This window comes from Janthinobacterium sp. SUN176 (assembly GCF_030587335.1).
In the GTDB taxonomy this organism is placed as follows: Bacteria; Pseudomonadota; Gammaproteobacteria; order Burkholderiales; family Burkholderiaceae_D; genus Janthinobacterium; species Janthinobacterium kumbetense.
Genome location: NZ_JAPWIA010000003.1, coordinates 196,083 through 214,406 on the forward strand (window position 1 = coordinate 196,083; position 18,324 = coordinate 214,406).

Consider the following 18,324-nt stretch of genomic DNA (forward strand, 5'->3'; position numbering starts at 1 on the left):
CTCAAAATCAATATTAGCCAGCGATAACGGCTTTAACCTTGGCTACGACATTCTCGACCGTGAAGCCGAAGTGCTTGAACAGCACGCCGGCCGGAGCCGATTCGCCAAACGTGTCGATACCGACCACGGCGCCTTCCAGGCCCACGTATTTGTACCAGAAGCTGGTCACGCCCGCTTCGATGGCCACGCGCGGCACGCCTTTCGTCAGCACGCTGGCCTTGTAGGCGGCGTCCTGGCGGTCGTACACGTCGGTCGACGGCATCGACACCACGCGCACGGCGATGCCTTCGGCAGCCAGCGCGCTGGCGGCGGCGACGGCCAGTTCCACTTCGGAACCGGTGGCGATCAGGATCGCCTTGGCATCGGCCACGTCGTTCAGCACATAGCCGCCGCGGTAGATGTTCTCGATCTGTTCGGCGCTACGCTCCTGGTATGGCAGGTTCTGGCGCGAGAAGATCAGGGTCGACGGACCATCCTTGCGACGCACGGCGGCGCCCCAGGCAGCAGCCGACTCGACGGTGTCGCACGGACGCCAGTTGTCCAGGTTCGGGATCAAACGCATCGACGAGACGTGCTCGACCGATTGGTGCGTCGGGCCATCTTCGCCCAGGCCGATCGAATCGTGGGTGAACACGAAGATCGAACGCAGTTTCATCAGGGCAGCCATGCGCAGCGCATTGCGGCTGTAGTCGGAGAACGTCAGGAACGTGGCGCCGAACGGAATGTAGCCGCCGTGCAAGGTAATGCCGTTCATGATGGCGCTCATGCCGAATTCGCGCACGCCGTAATTGATGTGGTTGCCAGGCTGGCCCGAACGCACGGCTACGCACTCTTTCCAGTTGGTCAGGTTCGAACCGGTCAGGTCGGCCGAGCCGCCCAGGAATTCCGGCAGGGACGACGCCAGTGCCTGGATGGCGTTCTGGCTGGCCTTGCGGGTGGCAATGTTTTCTTTCTTCTCGACGCAGGAAGCGATGGCGGCCGACAGCGCCGTTTCAAACGCGGCGGGCAAGTCGCCCTGCATGCGGCGGCTCAGTTCAGCGGCTTGCTGCGGGAATTCGCGGCCATAAGCGACGAAACGCTCGTTCCAGTCCGCTTCCAGCAGAGCGCCTTGCTTCTTGGCATCCCAGGCCGCGTACACGTCGGCCGGCATTTCGAACGGGGCGGCATCCCAGCCGATGTATTCGCGTACGGCAGCGATTTCCTTGTCGCCCAGCGCGGCGCCGTGGACCTTGTCGCCGCCTTGCAGGTTCGGCGAACCCTTGCCGATGATGGTCTTGCAGCAGATCAAGGTTGGCTTGCTGGCCTTCTTGGCGGCGGCGATGGCGGCAGCCACGGCGGCAACATCGTGGCCGTCGACGGCGCGGATGACGTTCCAGCCGTACGCTTCGAAGCGGGCCGGGGTGTCGTCCGTGAACCAGCCTTCGACTTTGCCGTCGATGGAAATGCCGTTGTCATCGTACAGGGCGATCAGTTTGTTCAAGCCCAGGGTACCGGCCAGCGCGCACACTTCGTGCGAAATACCTTCCATCAGGCAACCATCGCCCACGAAGGCGTAGGTGTAGTGGTTGACGATATCGTAGCCAGGCTTGTTGAATTCAGCGGCCAGCAATTGCTCCGACAAGGCCATGCCGACGGCGTTGGCGATGCCCTGGCCCAGCGGGCCGGTGGTCGTTTCCACGCCTGGCGTGACATCGACTTCCGGGTGGCCCGGGGTTTTCGAATGCATCTGGCGGAACGCCTTGATGTCATCCATCGACAGTTCGTAACCGGTCAGGTGCAGCAGCGCGTAGTGCAGCATCGAGCCGTGGCCGTTCGACAACAGGAAACGGTCGCGGTTCTGCCATTTTGGATTCGCGGGATTGTGGCGATAGTGACCGCTCCACAGGGCAACTGCAATCTCGGCCATGCCCATCGGCATGCCTGGATGGCCGGAGTTGGCCTTTTGTACAGCGTCCATTGCCAGTGCGCGGATCGCATTGGCCATTTTGGTAGTCGGGAGCGTAGTTGTCATGATGGTATGGGTCAGTCGCGAGTTTGGAATTCGTTTGCAACAGCACGGACAGGGAAGCCGGCTGCTTTCTGTGGTCAAGTATTTTACCAGACTGGGGGGCCGCAAATTAGAATTGCGGCGTACTGGCCCGCCAAATGGCTATACTTTGACGTCTTTCCACCCCACTTATACCCCCGTTGAGGATTTGCATGCCGCGTTTTTTCTGTCCCCAGCCGCTCGTTGCCGGCACCACCATCGCCCTGCCGGAGGCTGTCGCCCACCATATCCAGGTCGTGCGCCTGGCGCCGGGCGACCTGATCACCCTGTTCAATGGCGAAGGGGGCGAAGTGCAGGCGAGCCTGGTGACGGTCGCCAAGCGCAGCGTGACGGCTGAAATCCAGACGCACGTGGCGCGCGAAGCGGAGCTGCCGTATGCCGTGACCCTGGCGCAGGCCTTGCCGGAAGCGTCCAAAATGGACTGGATCATCGAAAAAGCCATCGAACTGGGCGCGGCGGGCATCGTGCCGCTGTCGGCGCAGCGCTGCGTCGTGCGCCTGTCCGCCGAGCGGGCCGAGAAAAAACTCGCGCATTGGCAAGGCATTATCGTTTCCGCTTCGGAACAATCCGGGCGCAACCGCCTGGCCCAGCTGGCGCCATTGCAGGATTTCAATCACTGGAGCCGCCAGCAAGATTTGCATAAGCGCATCATTTTGACGCCGCGCGCGGAGCAGTCGCTGGCCGACTGGGCCCGCCACCAGCCGCCGCAGGCGATCACCGTGATGGTGGGCCCGGAAGGCGGCTTTTCGGAAGCGGAAGAAAAGGCCGCGCTGGCCGCCGGCGCCATCGGCCTGGCCATGGGCCCGCGCATCCTGCGCACGGAAACGGCAGGCCTGACGGCGCTGGCCACCCTGGCGGCATTGTGGGGCGGGATGTAAGAGGCCAGAAACCATATTGAAGGCAACGCCGGGGGCGTTCCCACGCCTGCCGTGGACATAGCCAAAAAAAATGCCGCGCCCTGTCTGACAGGGCGCGGCATTTTTACTGAAATCGTGTCTTTTGCAAGCCGCCGGCAAGCCGGCGGCCATCACACAATTAGAACTTCTTGTTGAACTCAGCGGTGAACTTCATCGAACGAGGTGCGGTGTAGCTCAGTACCGATTCATACAGAGCATAGCGTCCCTGGTTGGTGTTGTAACGCTCGACCACTTTTTGCGTGGTTTGCGTGTCGAACACATTGAAGATGTCCAGTTTCACAGACAGGCCTGGCACATACGCTGGTTTGTACGCCACGTTCAAGTCCAGGTTTTTGTCCCATGGCAGATTGCCCACGGCGCCACGTGGCGAAGGAACGTTCTGATTGCCAGTTGCACCGAAGCAATAGTGCGAAGCGGACTGATAGTTAAAGTCCTTATCTTCGACCGACTGCGTGTTCGGGTTGGTACCAACGCACGAACGTGGGCGGCCCGAAGCGAGCAAGGCGGCTGCACCCACGGTCCACTCTGGGGTCAGGTCGTAGAAGCCGTAAGCCTTGATCTGATGCTTACGATCATTTGGCAGGCGGCCATCCGCATAGCGCATCAGTGCTGCGTAATCCCAGGTCTGGGTAGCGGCAACGTCTGCCTGGCCAGTCGTGGTATCGGACAGCGTCTGACCTTCGGTATTGCCGCTGCTGCGCGACAGGGTGTAGTTGACCTTACCATACCAGCCGTTACGGTATGGATGCTCAGCAAACACATCAAGTGCAGCGTAAGTACGCTTGGCCTTGTCGAAGCCCAGGTCTTCCTTCGTCAGGTGGACGCGGGTGTAGTTGGACTGCGTACCTGCGAAGTCAACCAGGAAGTCATTTGCTTCGCCCGGGTTGAACGATGCGCAGTTAAAGCCGCCGTAGTTCGAAGTGTCGATACCATTACGCTTGGCGTATTTAATGAGCACGCGGCCATCGCAGAAGTCATCGATCGTCGACTTCAGGGTACGGTAAGTAACCTTGGCACCGAAATTCAGGCTAGGGTTGTAGGCCTTTTCAAAGCCCAGGGTCAACTCATCCTGGAACGATGGTTTCATGTCCAGTGCAGCAACGGTTTTCGGATCTTTTGCTTGACCGAATTCATTGTTTGCAGACAAGACATCCGTCAACTGGGTCAAGCCCGTTGGCGCACCATGCGCATCCGTACCCGTGTAAGCGTAGTACTGGTTGGTGTTCAGCGAACCGTTTGCACCGCGCAGAGCGATCACGGTTGGCATTTGCAGGGTGTAACGGCCAGCGCTACCGAATACTTTGAACGATGCATCGCCATTCACGTCCCACACTGCTGCTACGCGTGGAGCGTATTGGTTCTTCATCTCAATATACTTGGTGCCGTCCTGGTTGGCATTGTAGAAGCCTTCGCGACGCAGACCTGCGGTCAGCAACACGTCCTTCGTCACTTGCCAGCGATCTTCAATGTACTGAGCATCCTGACCAGCGAAAGCATTCGATACGGTCGAGGACAAGACACGCGACACATAAAAACCTTGCGATGCGAGCGGGCCCTTGCCTGCCAGCACGCCAACTTGGCCGCCAGGAACGTTAAATGGCTGAGTGGCATCCGGTGTCTTGCCGTACAACCACAGTACGCCACCGGCCAGGGCGTCGCCAGCGTCTGTCGAGGACATCTTGTTATTGTCCAGACCAGCACGCAGGGTATGGTTGCCAATCTTGTATTCCAAATCCAGACGCTTGGACGTTACGCGGTCGATGGCACCATTGACTGGTTGATTGGTCGAGAACGGCTGGCCGCCCGTGTAGTTCAAGCCTTGCGCCTGATCCGCCTTTGCCGCACTCACTTGTGCCAGCGTTGGATCGTAGCCCGTAGGCTGATAGATATGCTTGGCACGCGACTGGCCATACAGGGCCGTGACGGTCAGGTTATCGGAAATGTTACCAACGTAGCGCGCAATGTTGGCTTCGCCGCCGTTCGGGTTGAATGGGCCGTATTCTTCGTGGGTAGACGAATTGACCTTGCTGCCGACGGCGCGGGTATCGTATTTGTACGAACGGAATTGCGTATCGGTCTCTGGCAAGTCACCGATCGTGGTGAACTCGATGCGATGATTATCGGAAATATTCCAGTCCAACTTACCGAAGTAGCGCTGCGTGGTGGTCTTGTAGTCGCGCCAGCCGTTACTATCGTTAGTCAGCGCGGTACGGCCGCCGAAGACGCCATTGCTTTCGGCGCGAGTTTGTTCCAGTGCAACGAAACCGAACAAGGTATCCTTGATCAGCGGACCACCAACATAGGCGGAGTACTGTTTTTGCTCGAATTCATTGTCTTCGCGGCGAATACGCAGGGTCCCGTCTGTTTGCGGGAACACGCCGGTATTGGCGTAGTACATGTCACGCGACTTGGCGCGCAACGACTTCGGTGCGATCGAGACCAGGGCACCGGCTTCCCAGGTGTTGGTACCGGATTTGGTCGTGACGTTGACCACGCCGCCAACCGAACGGCCAAATTCAACGCCGTAACCGCCCGTCAAAACTTGAGCCTGAGCGATCGCGCCAAATGGCAGTTCCATCGCGCCCAACTGCGACAGCGGGTTGGTTACCGGGAAACCGTTGATGTAGTAGGCATTTTCCGAAGCGCCGCCACCACCGAAGCTGGCTCCGGCTGGATAGGTCGGATCGCCACGGGTGGTATTCGGGGAGAGTTGAACGATTGCCTCGACGTTACGTGCGATCGGCAACTTGTCCAGCTCGCGCGCGGTGAAGGTCGCGCCATTGGTCGAGCTCGAGATATCGATGCGGTTGCGACGACCCGTCACTTGCACGGCCTGAACGCCGCCAGCAACAGGGAAAATCGCCTCGACGCCTTGACCGGCCAGCACTTCCAGCGACGTGGTGCCAACAACCGATTCGCCCTTCTTCAGCGTCACGGTATAGGTGCCGATAGGCAGACTCGTGGCACGGAATGCACCGTTTGCATCAACTGCCGTGGAACGCGTCTGGTTGGTACCATTGTTTTGCAACACGACGGTATCGCCAGCGCCGCTGCCGACCTTACCAAAAATACTACCTGCTGCGTTCGACTGCGCCATGACGGGAGCAACGACCATGGCGGACATGGCGCCGGCGCTGAAGGCCAGCGCCAGCGCACGAACTAAAACTGTTTTTCTCAACATGTGGTTTCCTAATTATTAGATTAAGCGTCTCTGGTAGAGTTGCTTGGTAAATTTTAAGCACTAAATCATGTTTAATACGTTTTTATTTCCGGTTTTAGTTTTTGATGATTTGACACTCTCCCACCACTGATATGGCAGGCTTCAGACAAAACAGGAAAAACCTACTTGCCTAAGCGATACATAAAACCATATGCGATTGTTCACTGTCAACATAGTAGGAAAATATGATGCAAAGATACAACAAAAATGAATGGCGCCGGACAATGGCAAATGCGTCCAAGATTGTGCGGCAATGCACCAATTTGATGCACTGCAAAAAAACGCATATTAATATGCGAAAAATTATTGTTTGAAAACACACGACGTTGCGCTCGCCTCCCGCCCATGGCCAGAACGTGGAATACCTGCCATGGCGCTCCTGCAGCCCTTGAAACGCCGCCTTCCGAGCATGCGAAGCATGCGGGATGGCGGCAGACCTGTTGCAGATTGACAACACCCGATGGAATTGAACTATTCAAACCTGAAGTTTTCAATTACATTGTATGAATACTTCTCACGGAGTTATTTGCGTTTGAATATAAGTTATTAGACGCACCAACGATTATCAATATCCGGAAATAGAATTTCCATATTCATTATCAGAATAAAAAAATAAATAGAAACACACCCTGCATTCGCCCCTCCGAGAAATAAAAAATCAGCACCATCAAAAAATCCATATCTGGGAAATCAGAAAATATAACGCAATAACGCAATGCCCTTATTTCTCGATGAGAATCGCATGGAATAACATCTGCAGTTATTGCATACAATAATCTGGAATTAAAAACAGGTTTTGATGGCCGGCGCCGGCTCGCAACTTCCCTCCCATGCGCGCAGGTTAAATGTGGCAACGCCAGCAGCACGCTGACCCGCCATGCCACGATGGCAGCCTTCCCGCGGCTGCGGAACATCCCCTCTCCCCGCATCGCTGCAGCACCTCTTGTCCATTCAACTTGGCAAGAAAATTCATAATTTGCCTATACATATTGATATTCAACTTCTTATCGCAGCTTCAAAAATCGTCCGATCAACAAGCATGTAATTTGATATCGCAACAACAGCGCACCGTGCACAAAATGGGCAATATCTAAAAACAGGCAACGGCCCCGGCCATCAAGCCTTCGGACAAAGTCAGCCTGTCGCGTTGCCCATGCCTGCCGTGGCGGCGAAACGACAGGCTGGCGCACCAGAATGGTGCGCTGCGGAAGCGCGCTGTCGTGCCGCGCCATCGCGTCAGGCATCGGCGCGAACGTGGCGTCAGGAGACGCGCCGCTTCCCGTGCGGCACCCGGCCGCCGATAACGACCATGCGACAGGAAAATGGCCCGACATCCGCCCAGGCCGCCATGCATTGCCTGCAAGAAGGAGTAAAATGCCGCCTTGCGCCGCGCCACGCGGCTGCCCACTCTCCGCTAGATACGGAGCCCTGCACTTTTCGGATAGACACCATGCTGCGACTCAACGAAGTAAAACTCCCCCTCGAACACGACGAAGCGGCCCTGCCCGCCGCCATCCTGGCGCGCCTGGGCATCGCTGCGGCCGATTTGCTCGGCTTTACCGTCTTCAAACGCAGCTATGACGCGCGCAAGCGCAGCGCCGTGGTGTTGATTTACTCGCTGCATGTGGACGTCAAGAATGAAGCGGCCGTGCTGGCGCGCCTGCAGCACGATGTGCACCTGATGCCCGCACCCGACACCGACTATAAATTCGTCGCTGGCGGCGAACAGCTGGCTGGCCACAGCACTGAACCGCGTCCCATCGTCATCGGCACGGGCCCGTGCGGCCTGTTCGTGGCGCTGATCCTGGCGCAGATGGGCTTGCGTCCCCTCATCCTGGAACGGGGCAAGCAGGTGCGCGAACGCACGGTCGACACCTTCGGCTTCTGGCGCAAGCGCGAGCTCAATCCCGAATCGAACGTGCAGTTCGGCGAAGGCGGCGCCGGCACCTTCTCGGACGGCAAGCTGTACAGCCAGATCAAGGATCCCAAGCACTACGGACGCAAGGTCTTGACGGAATTCGTCAAGGCGGGCGCGCCCGAGGAAATCATGTATGTGAGCAAGCCGCACATCGGCACCTTCCGCCTGGTCAAGATGGTGGAAGAAATGCGCGCGAATATCGAGCGGCTGGGCGGCGAATACCGTTTCAGCAGCAAAGTGGTCGATCTCGACATCGTGCCAGGCGCCGACGGCGGCCAGGTGCGCGGCGTAGTGCTGGACAATGGCGAAACCATCGCCAGCAACCACGTCGTGCTGGCCATCGGCCACAGCGCGCGCGACACCTTTGAAATGCTGCACAAGCGCGGCGTGTACATCGAAGCGAAACCGTTCTCGATCGGCTTCCGCGTGGAACACCCGCAATCCCTGATCGACAGCTGCCGCTTCGGCCCCAGCGCCGGCCACCCGATCCTGGGCGCGGCCGACTACAAGCTGGTGCACCACGCCAGCAATGGCCGTTCCGTCTACAGCTTCTGCATGTGCCCGGGCGGCACGGTGGTGGCGGCCGCCTCGGAACCGGGCCGCCTGGTGACGAACGGCATGAGCCAGTATTCGCGCAACGAGCGCAACGCCAACAGCGCCATCGTGGTCGGCATCACGCCGGCCGACTATCCGGGCGACCCGCTGGCCGGCATCGCCCTGCAGCGCGAACTGGAAGAGCGCGCATTTGCCTTGGGTGGCGGCAACTACGATGCTCCAGGGCAATTGGTCGGCGATTTCGTCGCTGGCCGCGCCTCGACGGAATTTGGCAGCGTGGTGCCGTCGTACAAGCCGGCCGTGCACCTGACGGACCTGGCGCCTTCGCTGCCCGAATACGCGATCACGGCGCTGCGTGAAGCGTTTCCAGCGTTCAACAAGCAAATCAAGGGTTACTACAAGGCCGACGCCGTGCTGACGGGCGTGGAAACGCGCACCTCGTCGCCGATCCGCATCAAGCGCCGCGACGACGACCTGCAAAGCCTGAACACGCGGGGCCTGTTCCCCGCCGGCGAAGGCGCCGGCTATGCGGGCGGCATCCTGTCGGCCGCCGTCGACGGCATCAAGGTGGCCGAAGCGGTGGCCCTGTCGATGGCGGCGCGCGGCTAGGCCACGCTGCCTCCGCCCTGCGGCGGGACGAAAAAAAACCGGCACCATGTGCCGGTTTTTTTTATACCTGTACCTGACGATTAAAACTTGTACGAGGCATTCAGGTAGCCGGTACGGCCGCGCGGATCATAGTAGCGGTCGTCATAGCCGAATTGCTGGCCGCGGTTCGCGCCGGACGTCGATGGCACGAACGGGGGGCTCTTGTCGGTCAGGTTCAGCACGCCTGCGGTGAAAACCCAGCTCTTGCTGGGAGTCCAGACCGTCTGCCAGTCAAGCGTCGAATAGAACCCGACCCGCATCCGGATATCTTCCTGGCCCGTCACGGCGCCGGAAGCGTCGATCACGTCGACCGTCGTTTTCTGGTCCTTGTAGCCGGACAGGAAGTTGACCGTCAGCGAATTGGCCCAGTTGCCCGTTTTCAGGGTGTTCGTCCACTGGCCGCGCGTGCGGAAAGTCACGGTGCCCAGTTCGGCATAGTTACCCAGCGCAGAATAATACTGACCACCGCGTTCCAGCTGTATATCCTCGCGCAACATCTGCGTCGCGTTCAGCTGCGAGGTAAACAGGCCGATACCCGAGCGGTAACGGGCGCTGATATCGATATCGACGCCGGTGGCGAACGATTTGCCCAAGTTCTGGTTATCGGCCAGGAAGGCCAGGTAGGTCTTGCCCGTACCGACGTCCGTATTCACGCCCCACGATTTCGGATATGCCGTGGGATTGGCGAACACCAGCTGCTCGGTCAACTGGCCGAAGGAATCGCGGATCTGTACATGCCACAGGTCGGCGCCCAGGGTAATGGCGCTGATCGGCTCGTAGCGGAAGCCCAGGGTGGCCTGTTTCGACTTCTCTGGCTGCAAGTTGCGGTTGCCGCCGGCCAACTGATCGTACTGGTGGTTGCCTGGCTGGCATTGGGCATTGAGGCGCGTGGCAATCGCTTGCAGGGCCGGCGTACAAGTATACTTGTCGCTGGTAACGCCATAGCCGCGCTGCAAGGCGTTAACTTGTGGCACTGTCGGCGCATGGAAACCATTGCCAACGGAGCCGCGGATCAGCAAGGTGGGGGCCGGCGTCCACTTGAAGCTGGCCTTGGCCGTGGTGGCGCCGCCGAAGTCCGAGAATTCATCGAAACGCAGGGCCGCGCCCAGTTCCAGTTCCTTCAGCACCGGCGCGATAATTTCGCTGAACACGCCCTTCGACGTGCGACTGGCGCTGTACGGCTTGCTGCTGGCGGCATCGCCGAAACGCTGGTCGCACTCCAGTCCCGCCGCGCCGCCGCACAAGGTGCCCTTCACTGGGTCGGCCAGGATGCCCTGTGCAAACGGGCTCGGTTTGGAAGAGAATTCCTCGCGATTGATGTTGGCGCCCACGCCCAGCATCATGGCGCCGCCCGGCAAGCGTCGTATTTCCGTCGAACCATTCAAATTGATGGTTTGCAAGCGCGACGTGCCGCCATCCCAGTAGCCGGTGAAAGCGGCCGCCTTGATGGCTTCCTGCGCCGCAGCCGATTGCTTGCCCGGACCGACGAAGGGATCGAGTAAACCGCTCGATGTCAGGTTGCCGACGGCAATCGCGCCAGGATAACCGGAAATACTGCCTTTTACGCGGCTTTCCGAGAAGTTGTAGGAGGCATTGTAATCCCAGCCGGCGGCCACGCCGCGCGTGCCCACCACCACACTGGCGAAGTCGGCCGTATCCTTCGAGGTGCGCTGTCCCATGTCGAACAGGCGATAGGCCGCCACGCTGTCACCGGTAATACCGATCGGCAACAAATACTTGTCATGCAGCGGCGTTCCCTTATCGATGGAAATCTCGCCCGGCACGGGGGCGATACGCGAGGTCTGCTTGGTGCGCGACAAGAGTACGTCGGCATACACTTCGTGACCGGCGACTTTGAAGGTACCGGACGCCATGAAATTGTCGCGTTTGCGTTCCGGATAGATCTCCAGGTCCTTAACAAAATCATAACCGCAGTAGTCATTCAAGCGCGGGGTGCCATCCGGGTCGGCATACGGTTCAAGCACGCGGAAAGTCTTGGCGGGGCAGGAGCCGTTGAGCTTTTGATAGGGACTGATCAGCTGGCCATTGTCATCAACGGCGTTGGCGGGAATCGGGCTGACCGAAAACTGCTGCTTCTGATAGCGTTTGCCGTTGGCCGAGAATTGCACCTTGCCCGTGTTGGCGAACGAGCGGTCGACCGAGGTCAACTTGTCGCGTTCATCGTGGCCAAAGGTCAGCACCACGTTGTAGCCATCGTCTTCCAGGTTGCCGAAGCCCTTGGTGGCACTGATACGTTTCTCACGCGCACCGTTCTTTGGCGCCGAATAGCCGATGCTCACATCGCCTTCCGTCGTGTCGTGCTTGGTAATGAAGTTGACCACGCCGGCAATGGCGTCGGCGCCATACAGGGCGGACGCGCCGTCGGTCAGCAGTTCAACGCGCTGAATGGCGGAAATAGGAATCGAATTCAAGTCGAAACCGGCGGCGAAGCCAGTCAGGGTCTGGCCGCCGAACTGGGCCAGGCGCTTGCCATTCAGCAAGACGAGCGTACGCGTCTCACCCACGTTATGCACGGAAATGCCGGAGAAACCGAAGGTGCTGCCCCCGACCGAAGAACTTTCCGTCGTCGCCCCCTGGGCGGAAGAGAGTTTCTTGACCAGGTCGGTGACCGAAGTGGCGCCCGAGGTGCGGATGGCTTCGGCGGTCAACACGGTGACGGGCAAGGCACCTTCGGCGGCGATGCGCTTGATCGACGAGCCGGTGACTTCCACGCGCTGTATCTGCGTATCTTGCGCCACCGCAGACTGCGAGGCAACGGACAAAGCCGCTGCCATGCCACCGGCACAGACAATGCGAACGGCACGGGAGATGACGGTTTCTTTAAGCATGACGAACCCTTTTCATTTTTGCATTATGTAAGCAACAAAGCTGCTATCCGGACTGCATCCACTCTCCTAAAGGCACTCTTCCTGCACCGCACGTTCGACAGTGTGCCAGCCCCGCTCCCGCATGAGGGAAGGCGAACCACGATGTCGGTACAACAGCCGAGGCCAGCCAACTGAAAGTTAGCTAGACAACTACATAGAATCACGGGGATATTCTTGGTGTCAACAGAACTCACGTCGCGTATGGCATACATACAACATTGTGAAAAAAATAGAAGTCAGGCAGGCATGCCACCCAAAGATAGCGTACAGAGCAGCCGTGGTCAGCTGGCCAGCGGCAGCCTGATCTGTATATGACAGCCGGGCGTGCTGTCGATGGCGCACACCTGGCCGCCCAGTTGCTGCACGATGGTGTAGACGATGTGCATGCCCAGACCGGAGCCGCCCTGGCCCCGCTTGGTGGTGAAGAACGGTTCGAACATGTGTTCGCGCACGGCCGGCGCCAGGCCGATGCCGTCGTCGGAAAAATCGAGCAGCAGCCAGCGCGCAGCCGCGTCGGTGTCATCCTCCTCGATGCGCGCGCGTATCGTGATGCGCCCCGGCCCGCCCTGCGGATAGCCATGGCGGGCGCTGTTCATCAGCAGGTTCGAGAGGATTTGCGACAGCTTGCCGGCCGCCAGGCGCACCTGGCAATCAGGCGCGATATCGAGTTCCACGCCCAGCGCCGCCTTGCGCAATTCCGGACTGTGGGCCGACACCAGGCCGTGCACATAGTCGTGCAGCGCCAGGTCGGCCACGTATTCGCTGACCTGGTCCACGGCCAGTTGCTTGAAATTGCCGATCAGGTCGGCGGCGCGCGCCAGGTTGCGCTCGATCAAGGCGGCCGCTCCCTTGAGCGACTCGGCAATGTCGATCAGTTCGGCACGGCTGACCTTGGCGCCGCCCAGCAGCTGCACCAGCTGGTCGGCATAGCTGCCCATGCTCGACGCGGCCGTCAGCGCCACGCCGATGGGCGTGTTGACTTCATGCGAGACACCGGCCACCAGCGAGCCGAGGGCCGCCATCTGCTCTTGCTCGATCAGGTTGGCCTGCGCCGCCAGCAGCGATTCGGTGCGCACGCGCACGATTTCTTCCAGCTGCTGGGTGCGCTCCTGGTGCTGCAGCTCGGCCGCGCCGCGGGCCGAGAAGATCGACAGCAGCAGCAAGGCCAGCAAACGCTTGTTTTCATCGATGGGCCGCGTGTCGATGGCCGACAGGATGCCCAGGGTCTTGCCATCGGTATCGATCAGCGGCATGCCGACATAGCTTTCCGCCTGCATGTCGACGAGGAGGGTATCGAATGGAAAGCGACGCTGGATATCGCTGCCATGAAAACACATGCTCTGGCACGTCACGTCCTGGCATGGCGTGTGCTGCAGGCTGTATTCGATATTCGGCTGGTAACCGTCGCCGCCCCACAGGGCGAGGGTGCGGATGCCTTCGCTGCCATCTTCCAGGCGCACCAGGCGTCCGGCGATCACATAGTGCACGTCGAGCGCTTCGGCCAGGTCCTTGACGAGGATGCGCAGGAAGTCGTCGCCCCGGGCGTGCGCCGTCGAGGCGGTAATCGAGCGCAGGGCCGCTTCCGCCAGGGTGCGCCGCTGCTCGGCATCGAACAGGGGTTCTTGCGAATTCACATCAAACAACGGAATACTCATGAATGCTCCTGCACGGCACCGGAAGCGCAGACACACCTGCCGGCGCGGCGACTCTCAGCCATGGCCCGCCCCAGCGGACCTGCCGCGATTGTACCCCTGGCTATTGCTTAATAATACAGATACACAGGAATTTTTTACAGCCAGCCGGAACGCTTGAACAAGTAATACATATAACCGCAGACACAGCTCATCACTGCCACGGCGGCCGGATAGCCATAATGCCAGTCCAGCTCCGGCATGAACTTGAAGTTCATGCCCCAGATGCCGGCAAACGCCGTAAACACGGCGAAGATGGCCGCCCAGGCCGCCAGCTGCTTGTTCACTTCGCTCTCGTCGATGGCCACCATCGACAGATTCACCTGGATCGCCGTGCTGATGGTGTCGCGGATGGTGTCGAGCGTGCCATTGATGCGCGCCAGGTGGTCGTGCACGTCGCGGAAATACTCCTGGGTATCGTGGCACAGGGGCGGCACGCGCCCGCCGTGCAGCTTGCCCACCGCTTCCATCAGGGGCGCCACCACGTGGCGCAAGACCATGACCTTGCGTTTCAATTGATACAGCCGTTCGATATTGTCGCGCTCGGTGCCACGGTCGAAGATGCGGTCTTCGATCAGTTCCAGCTCCGATTCCAGCGCGTCGAGCACGGGAAAGTAGCGATCGACGACGGCGTCCATCAGCGCGTACAGCACGAAGGCCGAGCCCTGGCGCAGCAGATGCGGTTCGCGCTCGGCGCGCGCGCGCACGCCCAGGAAACCTTGCGAACTGTTGCTGCGCGACGAAAGCACGTAATTGGCGCCCACGAAAATGTCGACTTCGCCCAGCACCAGTTCGTTCTCGACCATTTCCACGGTTTTCACCACGGCAAACAGGGAATCGCCATATTCCTCGATCTTCGGGCGCTGGTGGCCCCGCTGCGCGTCTTCCACCGCCAGTTCGTGCAGGCAAAACTCGTGCTGCATCTGTTTCAGCTCGTCCGGCGTGGCGTCGAGCAGGGCGACCCAGACGAAACAATCGGGGCGCTCGACGTAATCGCTGATATCGTCGATCGGCAAGTCGGCCAGTTTTTTGCCATCCTGGTAGGCCACGCAGTTTATGAGCATGCTATTCCACAGTTCAAGTTAACACCGGACGAAACAGTCCGGCAGGCGCCAGCTTACCTTATCGCCTGCAGTGCGTGTTGTGGCGTGCGAAGGACGCCGCGTGGAAAAGCGGACGGGGGAGCCCCCGTCCTGACCTGCGTCAATCGTCCTTGGCGCCGTCGATGCCCAGTTCCGAGATCTTGCGGGTGATGGTGTTGCGGCCGATGCCCAGGCGCACGGCGGCGTCGTTCTTGCGCCCGTGCGTATGCTTGAGCGCCGTCTTGATCAGGGCCGACTCGAACTGGCGTCCCAGCACGGCCATGACTTCCTGCTGCCCCGCGCCCAGCATGCCGGCCGCCTGCAATTCCAGTAAACCAATCCAGCCCGGCGGCGCGCCGTTGGCGGGCGCGGCCGCCTCGAAGACCTGGCCGCCATGCACATGGGCAACGACCGCCGGCGCAGGCTCGCCTGCCGCCGTGGCGGCACCATCGCCCTGCCCCTGCGTCAATTCCAGCGGCAAGTCCTTGATTTCCACCGTCTGGCCCGGCGCCATCACGGTGATCCAGTTGCACAGGTTTTCCAGCTGGCGCACATTGCCGGGCAAATCGAGGCTGCTGAGGAACTGCATCGTCGGCTCGCTCATGCGTTTGGCTTCCACGCCCAGCTGGCGTGCACTTTGCACCAGGAAGTGGCGCACCAGGATGGGGATATCTTCGCGCCGCTCCCGCAAACTGGGCAGGCGCAAACGGATCACGTTCAGCCGGTGATACAAGTCTTCGCGGAACAGGCCGTCGCGCACACGCTGCTCCAGGTTCTGGTGCGTGGCCGTAATGACGCGCACGTTCGCCTTCATGGGCTGGTGGCCGCCGACGCGGTAGAAATGCCCGTCGGACAGCACACGCAGCAAGCGCGTCTGCAGGTCGAACGGCATGTCGCCGATCTCGTCGAGGAACAGGGTGCCGTTCTCCGCTTGCTCGAAGCGGCCCCGGCGCGTCGTCTGGGCGCCCGTAAACGCGCCCCGTTCATGCCCGAACAACTCGGACTCCAGCAAATCCTTCGGGATCGCCGCCGTGTTGAGGGCGATGAACGGCTGCGCCGCGCGCGGGCTGTGCTTGTGCAGCGCGCGCGCCACGAGTTCCTTGCCGGAACCGGATTCGCCCGTGATAAGCACCGTCACGTTCGATTGCGACAGGCGGCCGATGGCGCGGAAGACTTCCTGCATGGCCGGCGCCTGGCCGAGGATTTCCGGCGTTTCCGACGGCCCCGACTCGACGCTCGTCTCGCGCAGGCTTTCTTCCAGCGCGCGGCGGATCAGCTCGACAGCCTTGTCGATGTCGAAGGGCTTGGCCAGGTATTCGAAGGCGCCGCCCTGGAAGGCTGCGACGGCCGAATCGAGGTCGGAAAAGGCCGTGATGATGATGACAGGCAAGCCGGGAAAGCGCGACTTGACCGTCTGCAACAATTCCAGGCCGGAGGCGCCCGGCATGCGGATATCGGACACGAGCACTTGCGGCGTGTCAAATTCCAGTGCGGCGATGGCGTCGCGCGCATTGGCAAAACTCTTGGTGGCGAGATTTTCCCGCGCCAGGGCTTTTTCCAGCACCCAGCGGATTGATTCGTCGTCGTCAACTATCCAGATTGGCTTCATTAGTGTGTGCGTCCCGCAATGGATTTCATGGGTGGGATACCTCCTCGCTTATGGCAAGGGTAGAACGATCCTGAAATCGGTGTATCCAGGCCGGCTTTCGCACTCGATCACGCCCAGGTGCTGTTGCACGAAGGTTTGCGCCAAGGTCAGTCCCAGCCCGCTGCCGCCTTCCCTGCCCGACACCAGCGGGTAGAAAATCCGGTCGCGGATCTGGGGTGCGATGCCCGGTCCATTGTCAATGATATGCAAGTCTAATGCCAGGCCGTAACGGACCTTGGCCAGGGTCACCTGGCGCGCCACGCGCGTCTTGAAAATCAGCTCCGCATCGCCCGCCTCGATGCGCTCGGCCAGGGCCTGCGCCGCGTTGTGCGCGATATTGAGCACGGTTTGTATCAATTGCTCCTTGTCGCCGCGAAACTCGGGGATCGAGGCGTCGTAATCGCGCGCAATGGTCAGGCCGCTGGGGAATTCGGCCAGGATCAGGCTGCGGACCCTTTCGCACACTTCGTGGATATTCACGTCGCCCACGATGTGCGGACGGCGGTGCGGCGCCAGCAGGCGGTCGACCAGGGTTTGCAGGCGGTCCGCTTCCTTGATGATGACTTGCGTGTATTCGCGCAGTTCGCTCAGGTGCAGGGCCGGCAATTCCAGCTCCAGCAACTGGGCCGCGCCGCGGATACCGCCCAGCGGGTTCTTGATTTCATGCGCCAGGTTGCGGATCAGCTCCTTGTTGACCTGGCTCTGGTCGAGGATGCGCTCCTCGCGGTCGAGCTTTAACTGCTGCACGTTTTCGCGCAGCTCGATCAGCACGCCGTCGCGCGGCGCGTCGAGCGCGCTGACGATGCTGTGCACGCGCAGCGGCTCGCGCCCCAGGCGCTCCAGGCTCAGGTCCTGGCGCAAGTCGGAAAACTTGTGTTCGAGCGCCTGCGCGCAAATGCCGGCCAGCTCCTCGGGATTGAGGAACAACGCCGTCAGCTTTTGCCGCGACAGAGCCTTCAAGGAGCTTTCCAGCAAGTTTTCCGCCGCCGCGTTGGCGTAGCTGATGCGGCCGTCGCCATCGAGCAGGATCACGGCCGAGGCCAGCAAATCAAGGCCGGCCAGGTGGGCGGGACGGCTGGAATGGTTGTCTAGTGTCATGTGCTTTACCGGATATTCGCGATCTCGCGTTTCAGGGCCTCGACGTTTTGCTGTGTCCGGCTAATGTTGTCCTTCAACTGCGCCACTCTTTCCTGGTATTTCGCGTAGTTGCGCTCATTGCCCTGGCGCTCGGGCTGGCCGCCGTTAAATTCCAGACGCTGCGCCGCCAGTTTCTGCTCTTCGCTGCGCAATTCGTCCTGCAGGATCTGGCGCCGGTCCAGGTCGCGCGCGCGCTGCTCGGCGCCATCGACCTTGGGAAACGCGCCGGCGGCAGGCGCCGCCGTGGCCGCCGCCTGCAGGGCGGGCCTGACAGGCGCACCGGCCAGCGGCGCCGTCCTGCGTGGCGGCTCCGTCATGGCGCCCGGCAAATCGAGCAACTGGCAATGTTTGCCAGCACTCCTGTCCGTGTACGTCTTGTGTCCTTGCGCATCGGCGCACACATACAGCTGCCCGTGCGCCTGTGCCGCCGCGCCCAGCAATCCTGCCATCAGCGCCATTCTGTAATGCTTGGTCAATCTTCACTCCTGTCGGCTCGTGCCGCATCGTTCCTGGGCCGACTATACAACACCGCACTGTCACCGCCTTGGCGCCTTGCATAAAAAAAACGCGGGC

General features: G+C 60.5%; 11 protein-coding genes. 2 read left to right on the forward strand and 9 right to left on the reverse strand.

Translation table 11 applies throughout. From position 1 onward, the window contains the following. Window positions 1-13 precede the first annotated feature (13 nt). Window positions 14-2,011, reverse strand: a complete 1,998-nt coding sequence (tkt, locus tag O3299_RS22175; RefSeq protein ID WP_289918071.1) for a transketolase — start codon at window positions 2,009-2,011, stop codon at window positions 14-16. 188 nt (window positions 2,012-2,199) lie between these two features. Between tkt and O3299_RS22180 the strand changes: the two genes are divergently transcribed. Then, on the forward strand, window positions 2,200-2,925 hold the full coding sequence (locus O3299_RS22180; protein ID WP_305063225.1) for a 16S rRNA (uracil(1498)-N(3))-methyltransferase: 726 nt from the start codon (window positions 2,200-2,202) through the stop codon (window positions 2,923-2,925). 157 nt (window positions 2,926-3,082) lie between these two features. On the opposite strand, the gene O3299_RS22185 is transcribed toward O3299_RS22180, so the two are convergent. Further along, on the reverse strand, window positions 3,083-6,145 hold the full coding sequence (locus O3299_RS22185; RefSeq protein WP_289899854.1) for a TonB-dependent receptor plug domain-containing protein: 3,063 nt from the start codon (window positions 6,143-6,145) through the stop codon (window positions 3,083-3,085). A gap of 638 nt (window positions 6,146-6,783) precedes the next feature. Next, on the reverse strand, window positions 6,784-7,098 hold the full coding sequence (locus O3299_RS22190; RefSeq protein ID WP_305063226.1) for a hypothetical protein: 315 nt from the start codon (window positions 7,096-7,098) through the stop codon (window positions 6,784-6,786). Between the two features lie 536 nt (window positions 7,099-7,634). Here O3299_RS22190 and O3299_RS22195 point away from each other — a divergent pair. Then, a complete protein-coding gene (locus tag O3299_RS22195) occupies window positions 7,635-9,266 on the forward strand; it encodes an NAD(P)/FAD-dependent oxidoreductase (protein WP_289899852.1) in 1,632 nt (543 codons plus the stop codon). Window positions 9,267-9,346: 80 nt separating this feature from the next. Here O3299_RS22195 and O3299_RS22200 read toward each other — a convergent pair whose 3' ends face one another. The 6 genes from O3299_RS22200 to O3299_RS22225 form a co-directional block, all read right to left on the reverse strand. Beyond that, window positions 9,347-12,100, reverse strand: coding sequence for a TonB-dependent siderophore receptor (locus O3299_RS22200; RefSeq protein ID WP_305063227.1), 2,754 nt, complete (start codon window positions 12,098-12,100; stop codon window positions 9,347-9,349). Window positions 12,101-12,474: 374 nt separating this feature from the next. Continuing rightward, window positions 12,475-13,848: a GAF domain-containing sensor histidine kinase gene (locus tag O3299_RS22205; protein WP_099665309.1), complete on the reverse strand. Its 1,374-nt coding sequence runs from the start codon at window positions 13,846-13,848 to the stop codon at window positions 12,475-12,477. Between the two features lie 134 nt (window positions 13,849-13,982). Beyond that, a complete protein-coding gene (gene corA / locus O3299_RS22210) occupies window positions 13,983-14,948 on the reverse strand; it encodes a magnesium/cobalt transporter CorA (RefSeq protein WP_034760218.1) in 966 nt (321 codons plus the stop codon). 139 nt (window positions 14,949-15,087) lie between these two features. Next, a complete protein-coding gene (gene ntrC / locus O3299_RS22215; RefSeq protein ID WP_099665310.1) occupies window positions 15,088-16,575 on the reverse strand; it encodes a nitrogen regulation protein NR(I) in 1,488 nt (495 codons plus the stop codon). Between the two features lie 48 nt (window positions 16,576-16,623). Continuing rightward, the gene (glnL, locus tag O3299_RS22220; protein WP_251349796.1) at window positions 16,624-17,712 is read right to left on the reverse strand and encodes a nitrogen regulation protein NR(II); all 1,089 of its coding nucleotides are present in this window, start codon (window positions 17,710-17,712) and stop codon (window positions 16,624-16,626) included. 5 nt (window positions 17,713-17,717) lie between these two features. After that, the gene (locus O3299_RS22225) at window positions 17,718-18,200 is read right to left on the reverse strand and encodes a DUF4124 domain-containing protein (protein ID WP_099668212.1); all 483 of its coding nucleotides are present in this window, start codon (window positions 18,198-18,200) and stop codon (window positions 17,718-17,720) included. Window positions 18,201-18,324: the final 124 nt, after the last annotated feature.